The following is a 22,588-nucleotide window of genomic DNA, read 5'->3' as shown; positions in this document are numbered from 1 at the left end:
CAAAATAGAATTTTGTGTGGTTTAACGAGCATTTTAAATTATCGAACCTCTACATTCGCTTGTTCTTTTAACGCTGCCATTACTTCATCATGCACTGCTACGACTTCTTCATCCGTTAATGTTTTCTCTGGATTAAAGTACGTTAATGTAAATGCAAGTGACTTTTTGCCTTCTGGCATGTTTGCACCTTCATATAAATCGAATACATGTACTGATTTTAATAATGTATCACCAGCTTCACGAATAATTGCTTCAATTGTTCCTGCCTCTAATGTACGATCTACAACTAATGCAATATCACGTGAGATGGATGGGAAGCGTGGAATTGGTTGACAAACTAAAGGTTCCACTTCTGCTCCAGCTAATTGTTTAAAGTTTAGCTCTGCTACATATGTCTCTTTTAAGCCAAGTGCTTTTTGTTCTTTCGGGTGTAATTGTCCGAAGAAACCTACTACTTCACCATCTAATACGATTGATGCAGTACGACCTGGGTGCATACCTTCTTGTTTTGAAGTTACGTACTGAATACGCGCAGATAGACCTAATTTTTCAAGTAACCCTTCGATTACACCTTTTAACACGAAGAAGTCTACTTGCTTATGTTCGCCTTGCCATGCGTTTTCAAGCCATTTACCTGTCATAACGATTGATAGATGTTCTTCTTCATTTGGTAAGCCATCTTCGCCTTTACCTAGGAATACAGAACCAATTTCGTATAATGCGACTAATGGAATTTGACGTGATACATTATGCACTGCTGCCTCGATTAAATGTGGTAATAAACTTTGGCGTAATGTACTATGTGCCTCACTCATTGGCATCATAAGACGTGTTGTTTCTTCTGTTTTTAATGCGTATTTTTGCGCTAATTCATCTGATGTTAATGAGTATGTTAACGCTTGGAATAAACCACTGCCTTCTAAATGATGACGTGTTACGCGACGTTTTTCTTGATATGGTGTTAAGCCACCTACTGATGTTTCTGCTACAGGAATTGTTTTTGGAATCTCGTCGTAACCATACATACGCGCGATTTCTTCTACGATATCTTCTTCAATTTTAATATCTTGACGACGTGTTGGCGCATCTACGATTAATAAACCGTTCGCTGTTTCTACATCAAAACGTAGACGTTTTAAAATCGATACCATCTCATTTAATGAGATTTTCATACCTAGACGTGAGTTGATGAAGTCAGGTGACACAGCTACGCGAGCTGAAGTTTTATCTAATTCATCTACAAGTACTGTTCCTTCTAATACTGTTCCACCAGCGATTTCAGCCATTAACTGCGCTGCACGTTCTGCTGCTGGTAATACGCGGTTCGGGTCAATCCCTTTTTCAAAGCGCGCACTCGCATCACTACGTAAGCCTAAATCTTTTGATGTGTAACGAACAGATAACCCTTCAAAGTAAGCCGATTCAATCACAACGGTTGTTGTCTTATCTGTTACTTCTGAATCGAATCCACCCATAACACCTGCTACTGCAACTGGCTCTTCACCATTTGTAATTACAAGGTTCGAAGCTTTTAATGTGCGGTCTTTTCCGTCTAGTGTTTTAATGTTTTCGCCTTCTGTCGCTAAACGAACAACGATTTCACCTGTTTTTAGTGCATCGTAATCGAATGCATGAAGCGGTTGACCATATTCCATTAAAATATAGTTTGTAATATCAACTACGTTATTTAATGGACGAACGCCTACAGCCATTAATGCTTGTTGTAACCATAATGGTGATTCCGCAATTTTTACATTCTCCACAACTTTCGCTGCATATAGTGGATTTTGTTCTAATGCTTCTACACGTACATTTAATACGTCTGCTGCTTTTTTCGTTGTTGCTTCATACTTGATTTCAGGTAGGTGAATTTCACGATCTAGAATTGCCGCTACTTCATAAGCTACACCTAACATACTCATGGCATCTGAACGGTTTGGTGTAAGACCTAATTCTAATACCACATCATCTAAACCTAATACTTCAACTGCATCTGAACCTACTGGTGTATCTGATGGTAATACGTAAATACCTTCAGCATATGCTTTTGGTACAACTTTACCTTCGATACCTAGTTCTTGAAGTGAACAAATCATACCGTTTGATACTTGTCCACGTAATTTAGCTTTTTTAATTTTTCCGCCTGGTAAATGTGCGCCTGGGCGTGCAACAATGACTTTTTGTCCTACCGCTACATTCGGTGCACCACAAACGATTTGTGAATATTCTTCTTCGCCAAAATCAACTTGGCAAATATTTAATTTATCTGCTTCTGGGTGTTTTTCTTTTTCTTTTACTTCTCCAACCATTAGCTTTTTAAGACCAGCTGATAAGTCGATGATGCCATCTACTTCAATCCCTGCTCGTGTAATTTTTTCTGCTAATTCTGCTGGTTCAAAACCTGAAATGTCAACATACTGTGCTAACCATTTTAATGATACATACATGCGTTATTCCTCCTAATCTTCTGCTCTTTGGAATTGTTCTAAGAAACGAACGTCATTCGTATAGAAATCACGAATATCTTCTACACCGTAACGTAACATCGCAATACGTTCTTGTCCCATACCAAATGCAAAGCCTGTTACTTTTTTAGGATCATATCCTGCCATTTCAAGTACGTTCGGGTGAACCATACCTGCACCTAGAATTTCAATCCAACCTGTGTTTTTACATACATTACATCCTGAACCGCCACATTTGAAGCATGAGATATCCATCTCAACTGATGGCTCTGTGAACGGGAAATAGCTTGGACGTAAACGAATTTCGCGTTCGTCACCGAACATCTTCTTCGCAAATACATCTAATGTTCCTTTTAAATCACTCATACGAATGTTCTCACCGATCACTAAACCTTCAATTTGATTGAATTGGTGTGAATGTGTTGCATCATCGTTATCGCGACGGAATACTTTACCTGGGCAAATAATACGGATTGAAGAACCTTTTTTCTCTTCCATCGTACGCGCTTGTACAGGTGATGTATGTGTACGCATTAAGATTTCTTCTGAAATATAGAATGTATCTTGCATATCACGCGCTGGGTGACCTTTTGGTAAGTTTAATGCTTCAAAATTGTAGTAATCTTTTTCTACTTCTGGACCTTCTACTACTTCATAGCCCATACCGATGAATAAGTTTTCGATTTCTTCTGTTACACGTGTTAATGGATGTGCATTCCCTACTTTAATTGTGCGACCTGGTAGTGTTACATCAATTGTTTCTTGAGCTAATTGTGCTTCCACTGCTTTTTCTTCTAATTCAACCATACGTGCTTCTAATACTTCTTGTACTTCGCCACGTACTTCATTCACAAGAGCCCCCATTTTTGGGCGTTCTTCGGCAGGAAGTTTACCCATGCCTTTTAATAAATCTGTAATTGGACCTTTTTTACCTAAATAAGCAACACGTACATCATTTAATTCTTTTGTATTTGTTGCTGCTTGAATACGATCCAATGCTTCTTGTTTTAACTGTGTTAATTGTGCAGCCATTTCCATCGTAAAATTCCTCCTTTTATTGGATGATCAACCTGTTGTAAGCATAAAAAAATCGCCCCTTAAAAAAGGGACGAGGATTATATCGCGTTACCACCCTAGTTATTGCATACGTTCATGCAATCACTTCGTTGAATTAACGGCTCATTTGCCGGCGTACCTTTACAGCTAATGCTGGTCCCGGACGCTGCTAACGGGGTGAACTTCTTCTATTATAGAGGCACATCTCCACTTTCAGTCTATGGTGGACACTCCCTAATTGCTTATAATAGCGTACTTTTCCCGATCATCGCATTTGAATTATGTGTTCATACTCAACTATTATAAACGCTTTAATGCCATACTTCAAGTGTTACTCGGCAGTTGCAAAGTGATATAGAACAATTCCAGTCGCTACTGCTACATTTAATGACTCAGCGCCACCCATAATCGGAATGATGACATTCTTCGTCGTTTTTGTTAGTAATTCTTTTGAAATACCACTACCTTCATTCCCCATAATGACTGCAAATGAAGGTGTCTTTTGTACTTGGTTATATACCACAGATGTCGCATCAAGTGCTGTTCCATAAATCGGAATATCACGTTCTTGTAATTGTTCTACCCAATCTACTAGCTCACCGCGCAATACAGGTAAATGGAAAATAGAACCCTGTGTTGATCGAATTGTTTTCGGATTGAATGGGTCTGCACTACCTTTTCCTAAAATAACAGCATCCATCCCCGCTGCATCTGCTGTTCGAATCATCGTACCGACATTACCGGGGTCTTGTACAGCATCAATCAGTAAAAACTTCTTCCATGAAGACTTTACTTCAAAATCAGGTTGTTTGCAGTGTGCAAAAATGCCTTGTGTACGTTCTGTCTCTGCCAATTCTGCTGCGATTGCCGCTGTTACTTCTACCATATAAATGTTGTCAATATTCCATGTAGCAGGAATTTCAACACCTTCTCGTACAATTAAGTTTAAAACATCTGTACCTTGAAGTGCTTCTTCTACTAAATGGAAACCTTCTACTAAAAACTCACCAGATTGGTCACGTTCTTTGCGTGTTGTTGCTAATTTTTTCCAATATTTCACTAATGAATTTGATAATGATTCAATTCTTTTCATTCATAAACCGCCTTTTTACATCGTTAATACTATTTTGCCAAACTGTGTACTCTCTTGCAACTGCTGAAATGCTTGTGTCGCATGTTCGATGGCATATGTTTGTTCAACGATTGGGCGAATGTGATGTGCTTCCATGAAAGAAAGACATGCACGAAATTCTTCTCGACTCCCCATTGTCGTCCCATGTAATGTGTACTGACCGTAGAAAAAGTCACGTAAATTAATCGTTGTTTCATCTGCTGTTGTTGCGCCGAATGTTACTAGTGTACCACCCTTTTTTAAAACAGCCAATGAACGATTAAAAGTTGCTGCACCAACGCTATCAATGACAAGGTCGACTGTCTCATGCTGAAGTGCCGCGTTCCAGTCCTCTGCTGTATCAATTACGAGATCTACACCGAGTTGTCGTACTTTTTCACGCTTCTCTTCTGAACGTGAACTCGTAATAACTCGCGCGCCTATATTCTTCGCAAATTGAATCATAAATGTCGCAACACCGCTACTTCCACCTGGAATAAATACCGTCTGCCCTTTTTGTAATTGTCCTTTTGTAAAGAGTGCACGATAACCTGTTAATGGAGCAATCCCAATCGTCGCTGCTTCTTCCGTTGATAAATAGTCTGGTTTTCGTTCAATTTGTTCTGCTGAAATGGCGATTTTTTCTGCAAATGTCCCTTGATCTGGCAAACTTAAAATTTCAAAGTCCTCAGGTGGAACAGGTGTATTATCGAACCAACGAAGAGAAGGATTTATAATAACTTCATCGCCGACTTGCCAACTCTCGATATCTGCTGATACCTGTTCAATAATACCTGTTGCATCTGAACCTAAAATTAAAGGTGCCGCATCTTTCGCTAAACGATTCGGTGTATAAAGGTCCCGACGATTAACACTCGCTGCTTGAATACGAACAAGTACTTCTCCATCTTTTAGTATAGGTTCTGGTCTTTCTCCTACGTGAATTTCGTTTTTTTCTGCATAAACCGCTTTCATTGACATTCTTCCCTTCATTTTTAGTTTATTTATTCATTATATCATTTTTTATATTGCTATTTTAAGAAAATTATATATACTTGAAATTATCAGAATTTTTGAAAAGGTGTGGATATGATGAAAGTTTTAGAATCAATTAGTTCATTTACAGGAAAGTACTTTGCTTTTCTTGTACTCGGAGTTGCTGTCATCTCATTCTTCTTCCCGACAGCATTCCTACCATTCGGAGGCTATATTACAATCATGTTAGGGATTGTCATGTTTGGAATGGGTTTAACATTAAGTGCAAAAGATTTTAAATTAGTTTTAACAAAGCCGCTACCCGTATTGATTGGGATTGTTGCACAGTTTACAGTGATGCCACTAACAGCTCTTGGTATTGCGTACTTACTACAATTGCCACCTGAATTAGCGGCAGGACTTGTATTACTTGGATCCGTACCAGGTGGAACTGCTTCAAACGTAATGGTTTATTTAGCAAAAGGAAATGTTCCTTTATCAATTACAATGACATCTGTATCCACATTATTAGCACCATTCTTTACACCGGTGATTTTATACTTCTTAGCTGGACAGTGGATGCCTGTTAATATGTCTTCGATGTTTATGTCGATTGTACAAGTTATTTTAGTACCGGTTGCACTTGGTATCATCGTTCGTAAATTAGCACCAAACTTAATCGACCGCAGTGTATCGGTTGTACCATTAATCTCAGTTGCTGCCATCATCTTAATCGTTGGTGCAGTAGTTGCAGGGAATCAAGAGAAAATCGCAACAGCTGGCTTAATTATTTTCTTAGCCGTATTCTTACACAATACAGCTGGTTTAGTTTTAGGTTATTACGCAGGAAAGATGTGCGGACTTTCATTATCAGACCAACGTGCCATCTCCATCGAGGTCGGTATGCAAAACTCTGGTTTAGGTGTAGCACTTGCTACAGCACACTTAGGACCACTTGCTGCTATTCCAAGTGCATTCGGTGCTGTATGGCATAATATTTCAGGACCAATTATCGCAAGTTACTGGGCACGTCGTCCGATTCCAAATGAATCAAAGCAACAAGTTTCAATTGAAAAGAAACATGCATAACAAAAAGAGAAGTGGGAGGTTAATCTCTCACTTCTCTTTTTTGTTCTCGTTTTATCCAAGTACGGATACAAGTACTGCTTTTTGTGCATGTAGACGATTCTCTGCTTGTTGGAAAATATATGAGTTTTCGCCGTCAATAACAGCTGTCGCAACTTCTTCTTCACGATGTGCTGGTAAACAGTGTAAAAACATATAATCTGGTTTCGCGTATGCAACAAGTTCAGAAGAGATTTGGAATCCTTCAAAGTCTCGTAGGCGTTTTGCTGATTCTTCTTCTTGGCCCATTGAAGTCCACACATCTGTGTAAATTACATCTGCATCTGTTGCCGCTTCAATTGGATCATTCGTAAATGATACCGTACTACCATTTTGTGCTGCGATTGTTGCTGCTTTTAACATGACTTGTTCGGATGGTTCATATCCTTTTGGTGCTGCTACAACGACATCCATTCCTACATGTGCTGCTGCTACCACAAGTGAATGTGCTACATTATTTCCGTCACCAATATACGCTAGTTTCAATCCTTTGAAGTGCCCTTTTACTTCTTTAATTGTTTCAAGATCAGCTAAAGCTTGGCATGGGTGTGAGATATCTGTTAAACCATTAATTACAGGAATTGATGCATGTTCTGCTAATTCTTTCACCATCGCATGTGAATTTGCACGAATCATAATACCATCTACATATCCTGATAATACATGTGCTGTATCATAAACCGACTCACCACGACCGATTTGTAAATCGCGTGCATTCATATACATACCTTTTCCGCCTAATTGGTGCATACCTACTTCAAACGAAATACGTGTACGTGTTGAATTTTTCTCAAAAATCATCGCAAGTGTTTTACCTTCTAATAGTTTCGGACACTTACCTTCTTTTGTAATCGTTTTTAATTGAATCGCTAAGTCGATTAATTGTTGTACTTCTTCACTTGAATAATTCACTAATGATAATAGATCTTTTCCTTTTAAGCTTGTGACAATTTGTAATTGTACCTCTTCTAATAATTTCACACTGCATCGCTCCTGTACGTTTAATTGTTAATTCTCATTATATGTATGTATATTTATTCTGTCAAATGAATTTTTATGTTTTATCTGACTATTTTATCATTTCTAGTAAGATTAGATAAAAAAAGAGTTCGAAGCAGCATATTCGCTTCGAACTCTTGTATGTTTATTCAAATGTAATACGTTGTACTGTTTCAGCATCTAGCTTTTTAATCACTTCAATCACTAATTTCACTGTATTTTCAAAGTCATCGCGATGTAAAATACCTGCATGTGAATGAATATAACGTGTCGCAATACCAATCGAGATTGCTGGTACACCGTTTGCTGTAATGTGAATAGAACCTGCATCCGTACCGCCACCTGGAATTGCTTCATACTGATATGGAATTCCTGCTTCTTCTGCTGTATCAACGACTAAGTCACGTAACCCCTTATGACCGACCATTGATGCATCATAGACAATGATTTGTGGACCTTCACCCATTTTAGAAGCTGCTTCTGAAGGTGAGATTCCTGGTGTATCTCCTGCAATACCGACATCTACTGCAAAACCAATCGCTGGATTGATTTGATGCGTAGCTGTTTTTGAGCCACGTAAGCCCACTTCTTCTTGTACAACACCACAACCGTAAACAACGTTTGGATGTTGTTCATCTTTTAAGCCTTTTAATACTTCAATCGCAATCGCACAACCGATACGGTTATCCCACGCTTTTGCTAGTAAGAATTTATCGTTTTTCATCACTGTAAAATCGAAGTATGGTGCAATCATATCACCAGGGCGAATCCCCCACTCCATTACTTCTTCTTTCGAAGTTGCACCAACATCAATAAACATCTGTTTAATGTCAACCGGCTTATTACGTTGTTCTGCTGGTAAAATGTGCGGTGGTTTTGAACCGATAACACCTGTGACTGTCTCACCTGAACGTGTGACGATTTGAACGCGCTGTGCCAACATTACTTGGCTCCACCAACCGCCAACTGTTTGGAATTTAATAAAACCACGATCATCAATTTGTGTCACCATAAAGCCCACTTCATCTAAGTGTCCAGCTACCATAATTTTCGGACCATCTTCTTGTCCCACTTTTTTTGCAATTAATGAACCGAGACCATCTGTTTCGATTGTATCTGCATACGGTTCAATGTATTGCTTCATGACATCGCGCGCTTCCTTTTCATTACCTGCAATCGCACGTGCATCGGTTAAATCTTTTAGCATGGTTAATGTTTGATCTAATTTCATCTTGAGAAATCCCCCTTGTTGAAGAATACTTCCATTATACAACAGCTTTTAATATCCTGTACGTTGTCGCTCATAATTTTTTTCGTTTTTCGAAATATATGCATCGATAATTTGCTGTGCATCGAATTGTAATGTGCGTGCAATCGCACCATAGCACTTCCAAATCTCTTCATAATTTTCGCGTTCCGGCTCATTTCCAAACACGATAATCGCTTGTTGTGTCTGTAAAAATAATTCTGTTAAAGAAGCATCACGTGCATCTGTTGGCCATTCTGTTAAATCATTAAAACCTTTCATAATACCAAGAGATAATAAAAAGTGTACTGAGTCTACGAATTCTTCTAAAATAACAGCATCTTCTGAAGGACCTTTTGTACTCCAAAATTTGAAACAGCGTGTTTCATTCGCAAGTTCTCCTAATTCTACTAATAACGCTAATGTTTTTTCACGAAAGACATCAAAATCAATCCCCTGTGTCTTTTCGATAAATGCATCTAATTCTTTTTGCATTGTAAATAATTGTTGTAAATTCACGTTCATCATCCTTTCATATGTATAGTATCGAAGTGATCAATAGCTGACAATAAAAAATACCCATCCATTAGAGCGAAGATTGTAAATCCAATAACAAAATGAAGCTTTCTTATTTTATGTCGCCAAATCATCATACCTAAAAATGTACCGAGTCCACCACCGACAATTGTTAAAATCCATAGTGTACGCTCTCTAATACGCCACTTGTGACGAATGGCTCTACTTTTATCAATGCCCATCACAATAAAACCAATCACTGATAATACAATAATCCAAATAGCCATATATACCTCATTTCTATTCGCTTGATTAGTATAACAAAAAAAGAAGAAGGAATCGCTTCGTTTGCGCCCTTCTTCTTACTTATTTTTATTTTTTCACAACATAGGCTTTATTCGCACTAATATATTGTCCTGTACCAATTTTTAAACGTGGCGTTCCTGCAGCGCTCCATGTAACTGCTGTCACTTGAAGTTTTTTACCTTTTGCAATCGTACGTGTCTTATTAGCGAATGACACAGATGTATAAACACCTACATTTGTTTTTGTTTGAATCGTTTTTGGATTTACATAATAATAATCTGAAATATTATTTACAACAGAGCGTGTATAAGCTTTGTTTGCACTCACATAATAACCAGTTGATGTTTTTAATCGTGGTGTTCCGCCATCTGTATAGTCGATGTCTTTAATCGTGAATACGCTATTTGTGCTGTAATTTTTTAATTTTGTCGATGTACTAAATGTCGTACTTTTGTATAAACCTTGTGTCACACGTAACAACGCTTTTTTCGGCACTTTTGTGATATATTCATCAATATCTGAACGTGTTTTCACAACATAGGTACGGTTTGCTGTAATATAGTTACCGTTTTTTAGTTTTAAACGTGGTGTTCCAGATGCACTCTTTTCAACAGCTACAATATCTAATAGCATATTTTTAGGGTGACGTTTTACTTTCGCACTTTCTTTAAAAGTACGTGAATTATATTCATATGCTACTGTTTTTGTTGCAATTTTTTTAGGGTTACTTGTATAGTAACGTGGATTTGAGACAGGTTTTGATGTTGATTGCGTGAAGTAACTTAGGCTTACACCATTTAAACGGTTTAAATCAACATATGTACCAATTCCATCTACTTTCCCTTGGTCTGTAAACTGCCATAATGCATGTGGATATGCTGGTTTAGTTGAACCATAGCGTGGAATCCAGACAAAATCTGCTTTTGATGTATCAAGATTTAATTTATCATATAGATGATTCGCTATGTATAAGCCGATTTTTTTATCTGTATATTTACGTAATTCCGCAACGAATGAATTGACGATTGCACGCATGCTCTCACCAGATTCACTTGTGAATTCTTCTACGTCAATCACATAAAAATTTGCATCTTTACTTGCACGGTTATAAAAATCACGCGCTTCTACTTTAGCATCTGCTGTGTCAGTTGCTAAATGATACGCATATACGCCAAATGGCACATTATATTTTTTAGCACTTGCCTCATAACTTTTATGCCAACGATCTTCTAATACACTTCCATATTGTGTACGAATAATCGCTAAATCAATAACTTTTGAAGCCTTTGCCCAGTCAATATTCCCTTGGTGATGCGAGATATCGACAATAACGGGATTTGTGTATGATTTTGTGCTTAGTGTGCGACTTTTAGCGTTCACCGGGTTTGTATCTGTGACATATGGTGTGCCTTCCCATTCGATTTTACGATCAGGATTTGCTGGTGCTAACGTCCCATCTTGTTCTACTGCAGAAGCCGAATTACTTTGCCATGCGACTACTACAAATAACGCAAACAAAAGTGATAGACACCATTTCAATTGTTTTTTCATTTTCCACTCTCCTTTTCAAATTTTTGAGGATTTTATAGCCTGAATTGACTATCCAAATCATAACAAATTTTCCTCTTTACTTATGACACTTTTACGCGTCATTTTAATTTCATATATTAAAATAATATTACATTTTATTTCATCTTGTAATATCCATACTCTTTTTCTTCTATCTGGTTATCTTTTTGAAATAAATGCGTATTTTATATACGCTTTTCCTCATTTTTTAGTATGAATCAAAAAAAGAAGCTAGGTCCTAAAACCTAACTTCTTCTCTATTATTATTGTTCATACCAAGGGATTTGTTTAAATAATGTCTTTTTAGTTGAGACATATTTACCATCTGCTAATTTGAATCGTGGATAGCCTAACTTATTATAAACCACGTCTTGAATATCGAGTACTGTACCGACTGGAACCATCTCTGGATCTTTTTGTTGATCACCGAAAAGTAATGTATCGTATTTATAAATTACTTTTTGTGTACGTAACTTTAAAGATGAATCATATTCTAAGAAGTAGTTTTGAATAGTTGCTGGTACTTCGACTACATCATTTTTATCTGCTGAGATAAATCTGCCATTAATAATTGCAAAACGATTTTCGCCTGAACCATTATAAACTACACGACTTACATTAAAAATCGTATTCGCTGGAACAAATTCTGGTGATGTATTACTTGTTGATGAACGATATGAATATAAATTACGAATTGTCATGACTTGTTTTACATTATCATTTGTTGTATAGAAATTCGACGTAGCAGAAGTTTTTAATACTAAACTTTTACTAGCACTAATATATGAACCATCTGCTAGTTGAAGGCGTGGAATACCTGTTGAAGATTTCACTATCTTTTTAACTTTTAAACGTGTTCCCTCTTTGTAGCTTTTCTTTTTATTTTTTTTATCAAAGCTTGTTTTCTTATAAACATTTACAGGTTTCTTTAAAAGAACATATTTAGGATTCGTTACATAATATTTTTTAACGAGTTCTGAGTTTGAAATTGTTGTTACTTTATTTGTAAAGTATTCTAACTTTGTTCCACCTGCTAAACGATTTAAATCAACATTTCCATTGATTCCTGGAACGCGTCCGCTATCAGTATATTGCCAAAGTTGATGTTTATAAATAGGGCCTGAATAACCATAACGTGGAATCCAGACAAAATTAAATTTACTTGCATCTAATTTGAATGATGAATACTTGTGGTGCGCTACATATAAACCAATTTTTTTATTCGTTAATTTACGCATTTCCTTCATATACTCATTAATAATAGTACGCATAGAGTACCCTTTTTTATTCGTCTGTACTTCTACATCTAAAACATAAAATTCTGTATCTTTACTCGCACGATTATAGAATGAGCGCGCTTCTGCACGTGCTTCTGCTGGTGTACCAGCTCTTACAAAAGAATAAACACCAAATGGCACATTGTATTTTTTAGCATTGGATTCATATGTACGATGCATATAATCTTCTAATTTTCCATCTTGTGTACGAATAATCACTAAATCAAGCGCTTTTGATGCTTTTGACCAATCAATATTACCTTGCCATTTTGAAATATCTGCAATAACAGGATCATTTGCAGATTGTTTTACAAGTTTTGCATTGGCTGGGTATTCCCATTTCACAACACTCTCAGGTTTTGCAGTATTTTTATGTGTCTTGGCTTCACTATTTTGCGAGAATCCAAAGAGACTAAATACAACAAGTAATAGGGCTAAACCATAAACTTTTTTCATCTTTCCCTTCCTTTCACGTTCTCTCTATTCTTTCTTCTTTTATTATATCGTATAAGAAGAAAGAATTATTATTACAAACAAATAACATTTTATTTTTTATTATTTTTTTATCCATAAAACCTTATTTTAATATTATTACGTGAAATAATATTAAAAATTACTATGTATATACCTAAAAAAGCAAAAGAAAGTTCAATCAAAATAAGTATTAAGAATTAGTCATAATAATGGAATCAAAAGTAGGCTAAACAAAAATTTCACTTCGCTTTTTTAGCGTTCACAACACAAAACTGGAACCGCGCCACAGCGTGATTCCAGTTTTTCTTATGGTCATATGAGGTATTATTTTTACACGTATGTTCTAGCTTGTGTTATTTAATTTTTCAAACCCGATACAACTCCATGTTAAATCGAATTAAATATTCATTGCTGGTCCAAAGAATTCGTAATGAATTTGGTCACGACTCATGCCCAGTTCAGTTAGAGAAGCAATCACTTCGTGCATGAATCCTACAGGTCCACATAAATATACTTCACCTGTTAAATCAACTTGCTCAGCTAACATTTCTTTCGTAATTTTCCCTGCTACATCTGAAGCGTGTTGTACATATGTCACATTTTCAGGAATGGCAATACGGCATAACGCTTTTTCAAATGCATGCTCATTTAAGTGGGATGCACTATGAATCAATTTCACTGCGGCTTTATTTTCGCTTGCTGCTTTTTCAAACATACTAATTAATGGTGTAATTCCAACACCGCCTGCGATGAATGTGACTGGTTTTTCTGTTGCTTCATAAACAAATGAACCAGCTGGTGCACTAATTGATAGCGTATCGCCAACTTGTACATAGTCATGTAAATAGTTCGATGCTTTACCGATTGGTGTATTTTTTTGATCGCGTTTAACAGAGATACGGTAGCTTTCACCATCATATGATTTTGATAAGCTATATTGACGATTTAAAATATATTCTTCGTTTGGATCTTTTACTTGTACCGTAATATATTGTCCAGGTAAATATTCTGGTAATGCTGAACCATCTGCTGGTTGTAAATAGAATGATGTAATGAGTGCATTCTCAGCTACACGCTTCACAACTTTAAAGTCTTTAAATCCACGGAATCCACCTTGTTTATTTTCAGCTTCTTGATAAAGCGCTTCTTCTTCTTGGATAAAGACATCTGCGATTACACCATATGCTTCTCCCCAAGCTTGAATAATTTCATCTGTTGCTGCATCACCTAATACTTCTTTAATTGCACGTAGTAAAAATTCTCCTACGATTGGATAATGCTCTGGTAATACACCTAAACTACGGTGCTTTTGTGCGATTTGTTTTACAACTGGAATAATCGCAGGTAAGTTTTCAATGTGTACAGCTGCTGCATAAACTGTATTTGCTAAAGCTGTTTGTTGACGACCTTTTTCTTGGTTCGCGTGATTAAAAATGTTTAATAAAGCTGGATTTGCTTCAAATAAATTTTTATAAAAAGTTTTTGTAATTTCTACTCCGTGTACTTCTAATACAGGTGCAGTTGATTTTACGACGTCCATTGTGTGTTGAGATAACATGTGAATCATCCTCTCTTTTTTTTACACCCTTAGAATAATCCTATTTTCCATTTAAAGCAATATACAAAATACATCTTTAACAAAAAAGACATATTTAAAATACATCTTTAAAATTTATAAATTATTTTCTTTACATGCTATAATAAAAGGAGTTGGAGGTGAATTCTGTTGAGGTTGACACTATATACAGATTATTCTCTGCGCGTTTTGCTTTATCTTGGCGCAAAAAAGCCAGATGAATTATCGACAATTAAAGATATTTCCGATGCTTATGGTGTGTCTAAAAATCATTTAATGAAGGTGACACATGAATTAGGAAAAATGGGGTACATCGAGACAATCCGTGGTCGTGGTGGTGGTATTCGTCTCGCTATGCAACCTGAAGAAATTAATATTGGGAAGCTCGTCCGACAAACAGAAGAAGATTTTTATTTAGTCGATTGCTTTAATCCTGAATCTGTTGGTTGCGTTATTTCACCCGTTTGTAATTTAAAAGGCGCGTTAAATAAAGCACTACATGCATATATTGCTGTACTTGATGAATACCATCTAAGTGATTTTTTAACATCAAAAGAAAAATTAGCTGCGTTATTATTTGATTCTTAATATACAGCATCCTTTCCTTTTGAGGATTAAATATTTATATGTACAAAAAGAAGTGATAGGAATAAATTCCATCACTTCTTTTTTTGTTGCATATAAAAAAAGAGCCAAGTCCGAAGACTCGACTCTTTCATCATACCTGAATGTATGAATTATTTTGCGATTGCTTTTTTAGCAGCGTTTGCTAATTGAGCGAATGCAGCTGCATCGTTTACAGCTAAGTCAGCTAACATTTTACGGTTTACTTCGATTTCAGCAAGTTTTAAACCGTGCATTAAACGGCTGTAAGAAAGACCGTTGATGCGAGCAGCTGCGTTGATACGAGTGATCCATAATTTACGGAAATCACGTTTCTTTTGACGACGGTCACGGTATGCATATTGACCAGACTTCATTACTGCTTGGTTCGCTACTTTATAAAGTGTGTGTTTTGAACCGAAATAACCTTTTGCTAATTTTAAAACCTTTTTACGACGCTTGCGCGTTACTGTACCGCCTTTTACGCGTGGCATAGTTCATTACCTCCTGTATTTATCACTCTGATAAATAGTATATGTGTGTGTTTTCTTATTATTTCATGTAAGCTAATAAAGATTTGATGCGTTTGTAATCACCAGATGATACTAATGATTGTTTACGTAGGTGACGTTTAGCTTTTGTAGATTTGTTAGCAAATAAGTGAGAGCCGTATGCACGGTCACGTTTTAATTTACCAGTACCAGTTCTTTTGAAGCGTTTTGCAGCGCCACGGTGTGTTTTCATTTTTGGCATTTGGATTTCCTCCTATTACTCATAACTTTAATAATTATTGTTTCTCGTTCTTAGGTGCTAAGATCAAGAACATGCTGCGGCCTTCCATTTTCGCACGTTGTTCAACAGTTGCTACTTCTTTACAAGCCTCCGCAAAGCGATCTAATACGCGTTGACCAATCTCTTTGTGCGTAATAGCACGACCTTTAAAGCGAATAGATGCCTTTACTTTATCTCCTTTTTCAAGGAATTTGATTCCGTTGCGTAACTTCGTTTGGAAGTCATGCTCGTCAATCGATGGTGAAAGTCGTACTTCTTTAAGTGCAATAATCTTTTGATTTTTGCGAACTTCACGATCTTTCTTTTGTTGTTCGAATTTGAATTTACCGTAATCCATAATACGAGCAACTGGTGGCTTGGCTTGTGGAGCCACAAGGACAAGATCCAAATTTGCACGTTCTGCAAGTTGCAGTGCATCGTTTCGAGTTTTAACACCTAATTGATCGCCATTGTGATCGATTACGCGTAATTCGCGAGCACGGATACCTTCGTTTACATACATGTCTTTGCTAATAACAATCCACCTCCAAGTAGTATTAAAATACTGCGTTTGGGCAAGGAGCCCTGTTCGGTACAGATATTTCGATGTCCATAAAAAAAGACGGACATTAGTCGAAATGTCCGCCCGCGTATATGTTGACATGCGAAATATGCATGTTCGATTCATCAATTAACCTGTCAATACCTTCTAAAAGGATCGATTCTCAGGTGAGAAGCGGGCAGCCTCTACTTCAACCACAAACTCTGTATTTGTTTACCTCAATTATAATATCACCTTTTTTTAGGTAAGTCAAACATTATTCTGCTATAAACCATGCTAATTTTTTCTTTCCATTCAAACGATTTAAATCGACATAGCCTTCAATTCCCTTTATGCGTCCTCGTTCTGTGTACTGATGTAAGTCACACGGGAACTTCGGCTTTAAAATCGTTTTGCCATCTAGATGATAGCGTGGAATCCATATGAAGTCTGCTTTTGTTAGATCTAAACAAAAAGTATGGTATAGATGATGCGCAATGTAGATACCTACTTTTTTCGCACCTAAATTCCTTAGTGTACGAATAAAAGTATTCGTCCCTGCACGCATATCAGACATCGACTCCACTTCAACATCGACCACATAAAACAAAGGCTGCTTCACTCGATTTGCACGCTCGTAAAAGTCCTGCGCTTCTTTTTCAGCGTCTTTAACAGACGTAAAACGCGCAAATGCATACACACCATACGGAATAGCAAATTGACTACAACCTTTCGCATGTTGTTCATATAAACCATCTTTTACATACGAACCATCCTGTACACGTAAAATGGCTAAATCACATACTTTCGAAAGCTCCTCATAGTTCACACGATTTTGCCATTTTGAAAAATCAACGATATACCCCATCTTCTTCATCTCCTTTTATGTTTTATATAGAAGAAAAAAGATTGCGCGAGACAAAAAATGAGAAGCCGCTAGACAATACGACTTCTCATTTGAATACTTATTATTTTACTGTAATCTCTTTTGTAATTGCATCCACAAACTCATCTAAAGAAACTGTTTCTGAATCTTTTGAGCCGTAACGACGAACATTTACTGCATTTGATTCAACTTCTTTATCACCTAGTACAAGCATGTACGGGATTTTTTGCATTTGTGCTTCACGGATCTTGTAACCTAATTTTTCGTCACGGTAATCCATTTCTACACGTGCACCTGCAGCGATTAAACGTTCTTCCACTTGTTTTGCATAGTCAAAGTGCGCATCGTTTGATACAGGAATAATTTGAACTTGAACAGGTGCTAACCAAGTCGGGAATGCGCCTTTGTATTCTTCAATTAAGAAGGCTACAAAGCGTTCCATTGTTGATACAACACCGCGGTGAATAACGACTGGACGGTGTTGTTTACCATCTTCACCTACATAGTTTAAGTCGAAGCGTTCTGGTAATAAGAAGTCTAATTGTACTGTTGACAATGTTTCTTGTTTACCAATCGCTGTTTTTACTTGTACGTCTAGTTTTGGACCGTAGAATGCAGCTTCGCCTTCTGCTTCATAGTAATCTAATCCTAGCTCGTCCATCGCTTCTTTTAACATGCTTTGTGCTTTTTCCCACATTTCATCGTCATCGAAGTATTTCTCTGTATCTGCTGGATCACGATATGATAAACGGAATTCATAGTCTTCTAAGTTGAAGTCTTTATAAACCGCTTGGATTAACTCTACTACTTTTTTGAATTCATCTTTAATTTGATCTGGGCGAACAAATAAATGCGCATCATTTAAAGTCATACCTCGTACACGTTGTAAGCCTGATACTGCTCCTGACATTTCGTAGCGGTGCATTGTCCCAAGTTCTGCGATACGAAGTGGTAAGTCACGGTATGAACGCATTGCTGATTTGTACACCATCATGTGGTGAGGACAGTTCATTGGACGAAGTACGAATGTTTCGTGATCTACTTCCATTGGTGGGAACATATCTTCTTGGTAATGATCCCAGTGTCCTGAAGTTTCATATAATGATTTTGAACCTAAAACAGGTGTATATACGTGTTTGTAGCCTAATGCTAACTCTTTATCTACAATATAACGTTCAATTGTGCGACGTACTGTTGCACCGTTCGGTAACCATAATGGTAAACCTTGACCTACTAATTGGCTTGAAGTAAAGATGTCTAATTCCTTACCAATTTTACGGTGGTCACGCTCTTTTGCTTCTTCTAACATTTGAAGATGATGTTTTAAATCTTCTTTTGTGAAGAATGCAGTTCCGTAAATACGTTGTAGCATTTTGTTATCAGAATTCCCTCTCCAATATGCACCTGCAATTGATAAAAGTTTGAATTCTTTAATTTTATTTGTTGATGGTACGTGTACACCACGGCAAAGGTCGAAGAATTCGCCTTGTTCGTAGATTGACACTTGCTCATCTGCTGGAATAGCTTCAAGTAATTCTAATTTGTATTCGTCATCAATTTCTTCAAAACGACGTTGTGCTTCTGCACGTGATACATCATGGCGTACAACTTCTAAGTTTTCTGCGATGATTTTTTTCATCTCTTTTTCGATTTTCGGGAAATCTTCAGAAGTAATTGGTTCTTTTGAATCGATATCGTAGTAGAAACCACCTTCGATTACAGGACCAATACCTAATTTTACATCTGGGAATAGACGTTTTACTGCTTGTGCTAATAAATGGGCAGTTGAGTGACGTAACACTTCTAATGCTTCATCATCTGAAGGTGTAATAATCGCGATTGTGCCATCTTCATTTAGAGGTGTTTTTGTATCAACTAACTCACCATTGAATTTACCAACGATTGCTTTTTTGCGTAATCCTGGGCTAATTGCCGCTGCTACTGCATCTGTTGTAATTCCTTTTTCGTACTCTTTTACAGACCCATCTGGGAATGTTAATTGAATCATTTCTGACATATCCATTCTCTCCTTTTTATTATTTCGAAAGCTACGGGCCACAAACGGGAGATTTTTTGCATACAAAAAAGCATCCTCCCTAAAGGGACGATGCTTGCGCTCGTGGTTCCACCCTTCTTCCTTCCATGCAGAAAAAAACCTGCAAAGACGAAGCTCTCGATCGGCTAACGGGCCGCTACCGTCGACAATTACTATTCGTTCACTGTCGCTGCTCCAAGGTGGTAAATCATTAGCCGTCACTAGAATACTCGCACCACTGTATTCCTCTCTGAAAGTCGCACTAATCATTGTTGTCCTTATCTGTGCATTTACATATTAATGTAACCTATTATAAAACTTCAGAATCGAACTCGCAACTATTTTTTAGAATTCAAGCACTTCTATGTTAAATCGCGTAAATTTAAGCCTTCCACTTGAATTGGTTCTGTAATTGCTTTGATTCGTTCCATAATTCGCTTCGCTTTAATTGGGTCCTGTCCACCACGTGCAGTCTGAGTAAAGAATACTTCAAGACCACTATAATCAAGATTCGATGTAATAAATGTCGGCAATTGTTCTGCCATACGATAATGCAGAATAGACCCTAAAATTTCATCTCGCGTCCATTCTGATAACTGTTCAGCTCCTAAATCATCAAGCATTAACACAGGTGCTTTTTTCACAAAATCAAACTTTTCTTCTAATTGTGGTGTACCAATCGCATTTTTTAATTCACGTAAAAATTCAGGTACATAGACAACGACAGATTGAATTTGCAAAGCTGCTAATTCATTCGCAATCGCTCCAATTAAGAAGGACTTCCCGACACCAAAATCACCATATAAATAAAATCCTTTACGTGGTAATTCCCCCGTCTGCTTCACTTGGTCAACAAAGTTTTGCGCTGCCTGCAATAAATTTTCACGATCTTCACTATAGACGCGTACATCTGATAATGTCGCACGTAACACATCTTTTGGCATGTGCATACTCGCAATCATCTTCTCCGTATGACGGCGTTCATCTTCAATACGTTTTTGCTGACAAGGTGTATATTCTAAATCAATTAAACCACGTGTTAGCGATAATTTTGGTGTAAAGCCATTGATTGTATTCACACACTGCTGTACAGAAGGACACTTCGAACAATCTTGTTGTTGATTTTTAAATTCATACAACTTGCCTAATCCACGTTCTAAAACAGAGCGTGTAATCGCACCTTCATTCTCTTTAAAAAATTGCTGAATAACAGGGTCTTTTAAAAGTTCTTCTTGAATCGACTGTAGACGTTCTTGAAATTTGGCATCCATTTGTTTTTGTAATTCATTTTGAATCGGTTTCAACGTACAACACCTCCTCAGGATTTCTTCTTCATACGATATTGACGTTCTAACTCTTCAAGTGATGCCTGACTTTTTGGCTTCTCTGATGAATTAATCCATGCTGGTAATTCTTTTTTCTCAGGATTCCCGTAAGTCGTACGGCTATATTTTTGAGCGCGTGACTTTCGATAATTTTGTCCATATTGAATGGCTGTTTCAATCGTTTGAACCGACTGTTTACGCCACCCTGAAGCAATCGCCTCTAAGAATGGTAAATTCAAATTCCCTTCACTTGAGAAATGAGCATAATGAATTAACGTATTTAATAAAGGTCGTTCCCATTCATACATCGAAGCAAACTGCGTCACTGCTTTTAATTCATGTGCAAAAGGCTCTTTGCCATCTGCCAACATTTGAAGAAGAACAGGTGGTTCAATTTTTTTCATTAAACTTTTGAAGGTCTCTTCGATATTTTTTAGTTTAGCAGCACTTGCTTTACCTGGTTCAAATTGATAAAGAACATAAGCTGCCGCCTGAAGCAATTCAAACTCCGCATGCATATCTTCGATTGTAGTCGCCTTTTTCACTGTTGGATTTTTTTGATCCATGAATTGACGTGCCTCATTCATCGCTTGCGTAGCGGTTTCAATTCCTTTTTTACGCCAATCTGCTGCAATCGCTTGAATATACTTTTTACTAATATGACCTGGATTATTCAACGAGATATAATGAATTAATACATTCACAACAGGTGGTGTAATATCATATTGTGTAATTAAACTTTCATACATTTCAAGTTCATGGTCAAATACTTGCTTCCCGTCATTCACAGCGATTAAAACATCAATTGGTCGAGCTTGTTCAAAATACTGTACCAACTCGTCTTGTTTACTATTCCATTCCTTCGCCTGCTCATGTGCTTGTTCAGGTGGCAGCATTTTCGAAATAGCTGGTGGTGTTTTGGAAATCGTCAATTTATAATATTCACTCGCTGATTTACGCACCGCATCTGTCGTTAATTCATCATCACTATTCGCCATCATGAGTACATGCTTCATATCAATTGCTGATAAACCATACATAAATGCAACTTTTGCAATCGTTTCTTTAATCTCAGCGGTAATCAAACGATGTGGAATCATATTTTCAGATAACCCAGACATCAGTAACGGAAAATCAAAGGATTGATAGTAAAATGGTATTTTCGATGGTTTTTCAGCTATATCATGCACCATCATATTTTTTGGCATATGTTGTTGAATCGGTTGATAGACATCTGTAAATTGACGTGAAATTTCCGTCATTCCTTCGATTGCTACACGTTTCGGTGTAAAACGCTGCAATAAACGGCGATATGCATTCTCACCAATTTTACTGAATAAAAACATCGATAGAAGTGGATCTTCAAAGAAACGTCTTGCTTCTAAAGGTGGTAAAATTTCATACGAAAAATAATGTAAATCATCTGTTTCTTTTTTATACGTACGTAATAATCCAATCGCTTCAAGCGCAATACGTGCGTTGAAAATAGCTCCAATCGACATATCAAGTCCATTCATCAAATGGTAGTGTGTATAGTCTCTACCTTCTTCATCTTCCCCTTCAGCCCACAACAAAAAATACAGACTAATTGGTTCAGGTCCAATTAAAGGCTGATAAAGTAGCGTAATTAACTTTCTTTCATAACTTGAAAGAGGAAATGGAATGTGAATTGTAAATCGGTCTACAGAATGTAGTTCATTATTTAGTTTCAATTCAAACTCCTCCTCTTTTG

General features: G+C 37.0%; 20 protein-coding genes and 2 other annotated features. Of the genes, 2 read left to right on the top strand and 18 right to left on the bottom strand.

The features are described 5' to 3' along the window. Nucleotides 1–38: 38 nt before the first annotated feature. The 4 genes from pheT to ACKVQX_RS04375 all read right to left on the bottom strand — a co-directional run bounded on the left by pheT (nt 39) and on the right by ACKVQX_RS04375 (nt 5,607). Entirely contained in the window at nt 39–2,447 is a 2,409-nt protein-coding gene (gene pheT, locus ACKVQX_RS04390; protein WP_409136053.1) for a phenylalanine--tRNA ligase subunit beta, read from the bottom strand. A gap of 12 nt (nt 2,448–2,459) precedes the next feature. Further along, nucleotides 2,460–3,497 (bottom strand): phenylalanine--tRNA ligase subunit alpha, encoded by a 1,038-nt coding sequence (pheS, locus tag ACKVQX_RS04385; RefSeq protein ID WP_068457291.1) that lies wholly within the window; start codon nt 3,495–3,497, stop codon nt 2,460–2,462. Between the two features lie 355 nt (nt 3,498–3,852). Next, the gene (locus tag ACKVQX_RS04380) at nt 3,853–4,614 is read right to left on the bottom strand and encodes an RNA methyltransferase (RefSeq protein WP_068452024.1); all 762 of its coding nucleotides are present in this window, start codon (nt 4,612–4,614) and stop codon (nt 3,853–3,855) included. Between the two features lie 15 nt (nt 4,615–4,629). Further along, nucleotides 4,630–5,607: a zinc-binding dehydrogenase gene (locus tag ACKVQX_RS04375; RefSeq protein ID WP_325943257.1), complete on the bottom strand. Its 978-nt coding sequence runs from the start codon at nt 5,605–5,607 to the stop codon at nt 4,630–4,632. 117 nt (nt 5,608–5,724) lie between these two features. Here ACKVQX_RS04375 and ACKVQX_RS04370 point away from each other — a divergent pair, with 117 nt between their 5' ends. Further along, nucleotides 5,725–6,696, top strand: coding sequence for a bile acid:sodium symporter family protein (locus tag ACKVQX_RS04370; protein WP_068452019.1), 972 nt, complete (start codon nt 5,725–5,727; stop codon nt 6,694–6,696). Nucleotides 6,697–6,747: 51 nt separating this feature from the next. On the opposite strand, the gene argF is transcribed toward ACKVQX_RS04370, so the two are convergent. The 7 genes from argF to hmpA form a co-directional block, all read right to left on the bottom strand. Beyond that, nucleotides 6,748–7,713 carry an ornithine carbamoyltransferase gene (gene argF / locus ACKVQX_RS04365; protein ID WP_068452016.1) on the bottom strand — a complete coding sequence of 322 codons (966 nt, stop codon included), beginning with the start codon at nt 7,711–7,713 and terminating at the stop codon, nt 6,748–6,750. A gap of 163 nt (nt 7,714–7,876) precedes the next feature. Continuing rightward, nucleotides 7,877–8,962 carry a M42 family metallopeptidase gene (locus ACKVQX_RS04360; protein WP_068452013.1) on the bottom strand — a complete coding sequence of 362 codons (1,086 nt, stop codon included), beginning with the start codon at nt 8,960–8,962 and terminating at the stop codon, nt 7,877–7,879. Between the two features lie 48 nt (nt 8,963–9,010). Beyond that, nucleotides 9,011–9,496, bottom strand: coding sequence for a dUTP diphosphatase (locus ACKVQX_RS04355; protein WP_068452010.1), 486 nt, complete (start codon nt 9,494–9,496; stop codon nt 9,011–9,013). A gap of 5 nt (nt 9,497–9,501) precedes the next feature. Continuing rightward, entirely contained in the window at nt 9,502–9,780 is a 279-nt protein-coding gene (locus ACKVQX_RS04350; RefSeq protein ID WP_121177886.1) for a DUF1294 domain-containing protein, read from the bottom strand. An 85-nt stretch (nt 9,781–9,865) separates the two neighbouring features. Next, nucleotides 9,866–11,350, bottom strand: a complete 1,485-nt coding sequence (locus ACKVQX_RS04345) for a DUF5776 domain-containing protein (RefSeq protein ID WP_409136052.1) — start codon at nt 11,348–11,350, stop codon at nt 9,866–9,868. A gap of 281 nt (nt 11,351–11,631) precedes the next feature. After that, nucleotides 11,632–13,101: a DUF5776 domain-containing protein gene (locus ACKVQX_RS04340; RefSeq protein WP_409136051.1), complete on the bottom strand. Its 1,470-nt coding sequence runs from the start codon at nt 13,099–13,101 to the stop codon at nt 11,632–11,634. 415 nt (nt 13,102–13,516) lie between these two features. Further along, a complete protein-coding gene (hmpA, locus tag ACKVQX_RS04335) occupies nt 13,517–14,677 on the bottom strand; it encodes an NO-inducible flavohemoprotein (RefSeq protein WP_068452001.1) in 1,161 nt (386 codons plus the stop codon). Between the two features lie 168 nt (nt 14,678–14,845). On the opposite strand from hmpA, the gene ACKVQX_RS04330 reads away from it, so the two are divergent. Continuing rightward, complete coding sequence (locus ACKVQX_RS04330; RefSeq protein ID WP_068451998.1) at nt 14,846–15,283, top strand: Rrf2 family transcriptional regulator; 438 nt, start codon at nt 14,846–14,848, stop codon at nt 15,281–15,283. Between the two features lie 149 nt (nt 15,284–15,432). On the opposite strand, the gene rplT is transcribed toward ACKVQX_RS04330, so the two are convergent. From rplT to ACKVQX_RS04295, 7 genes are all read right to left on the bottom strand, one after another. After that, nucleotides 15,433–15,792: a 50S ribosomal protein L20 gene (gene rplT / locus ACKVQX_RS04325; protein WP_409136050.1), complete on the bottom strand. Its 360-nt coding sequence runs from the start codon at nt 15,790–15,792 to the stop codon at nt 15,433–15,435. A 58-nt stretch (nt 15,793–15,850) separates the two neighbouring features. Further along, the gene (gene rpmI / locus ACKVQX_RS04320) at nt 15,851–16,051 is read right to left on the bottom strand and encodes a 50S ribosomal protein L35 (protein WP_068451992.1); all 201 of its coding nucleotides are present in this window, start codon (nt 16,049–16,051) and stop codon (nt 15,851–15,853) included. A 34-nt stretch (nt 16,052–16,085) separates the two neighbouring features. Then, complete coding sequence (gene infC / locus ACKVQX_RS04315; RefSeq protein ID WP_068451989.1) at nt 16,086–16,592, bottom strand: translation initiation factor IF-3; 507 nt, start codon at nt 16,590–16,592, stop codon at nt 16,086–16,088. Nucleotides 16,593–16,677: 85 nt separating this feature from the next. Next, nucleotides 16,678–16,828 (bottom strand) — a sequence feature (ribosomal protein L20 leader region). Nucleotides 16,829–16,887: 59 nt separating this feature from the next. After that, entirely contained in the window at nt 16,888–17,478 is a 591-nt protein-coding gene (locus ACKVQX_RS04310) for a glycoside hydrolase family 25 protein (protein ID WP_409136049.1), read from the bottom strand. 100 nt (nt 17,479–17,578) lie between these two features. Beyond that, a complete protein-coding gene (gene thrS, locus ACKVQX_RS04305) occupies nt 17,579–19,513 on the bottom strand; it encodes a threonine--tRNA ligase (protein ID WP_068451984.1) in 1,935 nt (644 codons plus the stop codon). An 80-nt stretch (nt 19,514–19,593) separates the two neighbouring features. Next, nucleotides 19,594–19,825: a binding site (T-box leader), on the bottom strand. Nucleotides 19,826–19,893: 68 nt separating this feature from the next. Then, nucleotides 19,894–20,835 carry a primosomal protein DnaI gene (dnaI, locus tag ACKVQX_RS04300; protein ID WP_068451981.1) on the bottom strand — a complete coding sequence of 314 codons (942 nt, stop codon included), beginning with the start codon at nt 20,833–20,835 and terminating at the stop codon, nt 19,894–19,896. 14 nt (nt 20,836–20,849) lie between these two features. Continuing rightward, nucleotides 20,850–22,568, bottom strand: coding sequence for a DnaD domain protein (locus tag ACKVQX_RS04295; RefSeq protein ID WP_068451978.1), 1,719 nt, complete (start codon nt 22,566–22,568; stop codon nt 20,850–20,852). Nucleotides 22,569–22,588 lie beyond the last annotated feature (20 nt).

The sequence above is a fragment of the Kurthia sp. ISK08 genome (assembly GCF_046159805.1).
Lineage (GTDB): Bacteria > Bacillota > Bacilli > Bacillales_A > Planococcaceae > Kurthia > Kurthia gibsonii.
The sequence above is the reverse complement of the archived record's forward strand: the minus strand, read 5'-3'. Positions and strand labels throughout refer to the sequence as shown.

Excerpts from the sequence above, each read along its gene's own strand:
- ACKVQX_RS04350 (WP_121177886.1), bottom strand. The coding sequence starts at position 9,780 with ATGGCTATTTGGATTATTGTATTATCAGTGATTGGTTTTATTGTGATG.
- ACKVQX_RS04345 (WP_409136052.1), bottom strand. The coding sequence starts at position 11,350 with ATGAAAAAACAATTGAAATGGTGTCTATCACTTTTGTTTGCGTTATTT.
- rpmI (WP_068451992.1), bottom strand. The coding sequence starts at position 16,051 with ATGCCAAAAATGAAAACACACCGTGGCGCTGCAAAACGCTTCAAAAGA.
- thrS (WP_068451984.1), bottom strand. The coding sequence starts at position 19,513 with ATGTCAGAAATGATTCAATTAACATTCCCAGATGGGTCTGTAAAAGAG.
- ACKVQX_RS04370 (WP_068452019.1), top strand. The coding sequence starts at position 5,725 with ATGAAAGTTTTAGAATCAATTAGTTCATTTACAGGAAAGTACTTTGCT.
- ACKVQX_RS04310 (WP_409136049.1), bottom strand. The coding sequence starts at position 17,478 with ATGGGGTATATCGTTGATTTTTCAAAATGGCAAAATCGTGTGAACTAT.
- ACKVQX_RS04360 (WP_068452013.1), bottom strand. The coding sequence starts at position 8,962 with ATGAAATTAGATCAAACATTAACCATGCTAAAAGATTTAACCGATGCA.
- ACKVQX_RS04375 (WP_325943257.1), bottom strand. The coding sequence starts at position 5,607 with ATGAAAGCGGTTTATGCAGAAAAAAACGAAATTCACGTAGGAGAAAGA.
- infC (WP_068451989.1), bottom strand. The coding sequence starts at position 16,592 with ATGTATGTAAACGAAGGTATCCGTGCTCGCGAATTACGCGTAATCGAT.
- pheS (WP_068457291.1), bottom strand. The coding sequence starts at position 3,497 with ATGGCTGCACAATTAACACAGTTAAAACAAGAAGCATTGGATCGTATT.
- hmpA (WP_068452001.1), bottom strand. The coding sequence starts at position 14,677 with ATGTTATCTCAACACACAATGGACGTCGTAAAATCAACTGCACCTGTA.
- rplT (WP_409136050.1), bottom strand. The coding sequence starts at position 15,792 with ATGCCACGCGTAAAAGGCGGTACAGTAACGCGCAAGCGTCGTAAAAAG.
- ACKVQX_RS04380 (WP_068452024.1), bottom strand. The coding sequence starts at position 4,614 with ATGAAAAGAATTGAATCATTATCAAATTCATTAGTGAAATATTGGAAA.
- pheT (WP_409136053.1), bottom strand. The coding sequence starts at position 2,447 with ATGTATGTATCATTAAAATGGTTAGCACAGTATGTTGACATTTCAGGT.
- ACKVQX_RS04340 (WP_409136051.1), bottom strand. The coding sequence starts at position 13,101 with ATGAAAAAAGTTTATGGTTTAGCCCTATTACTTGTTGTATTTAGTCTC.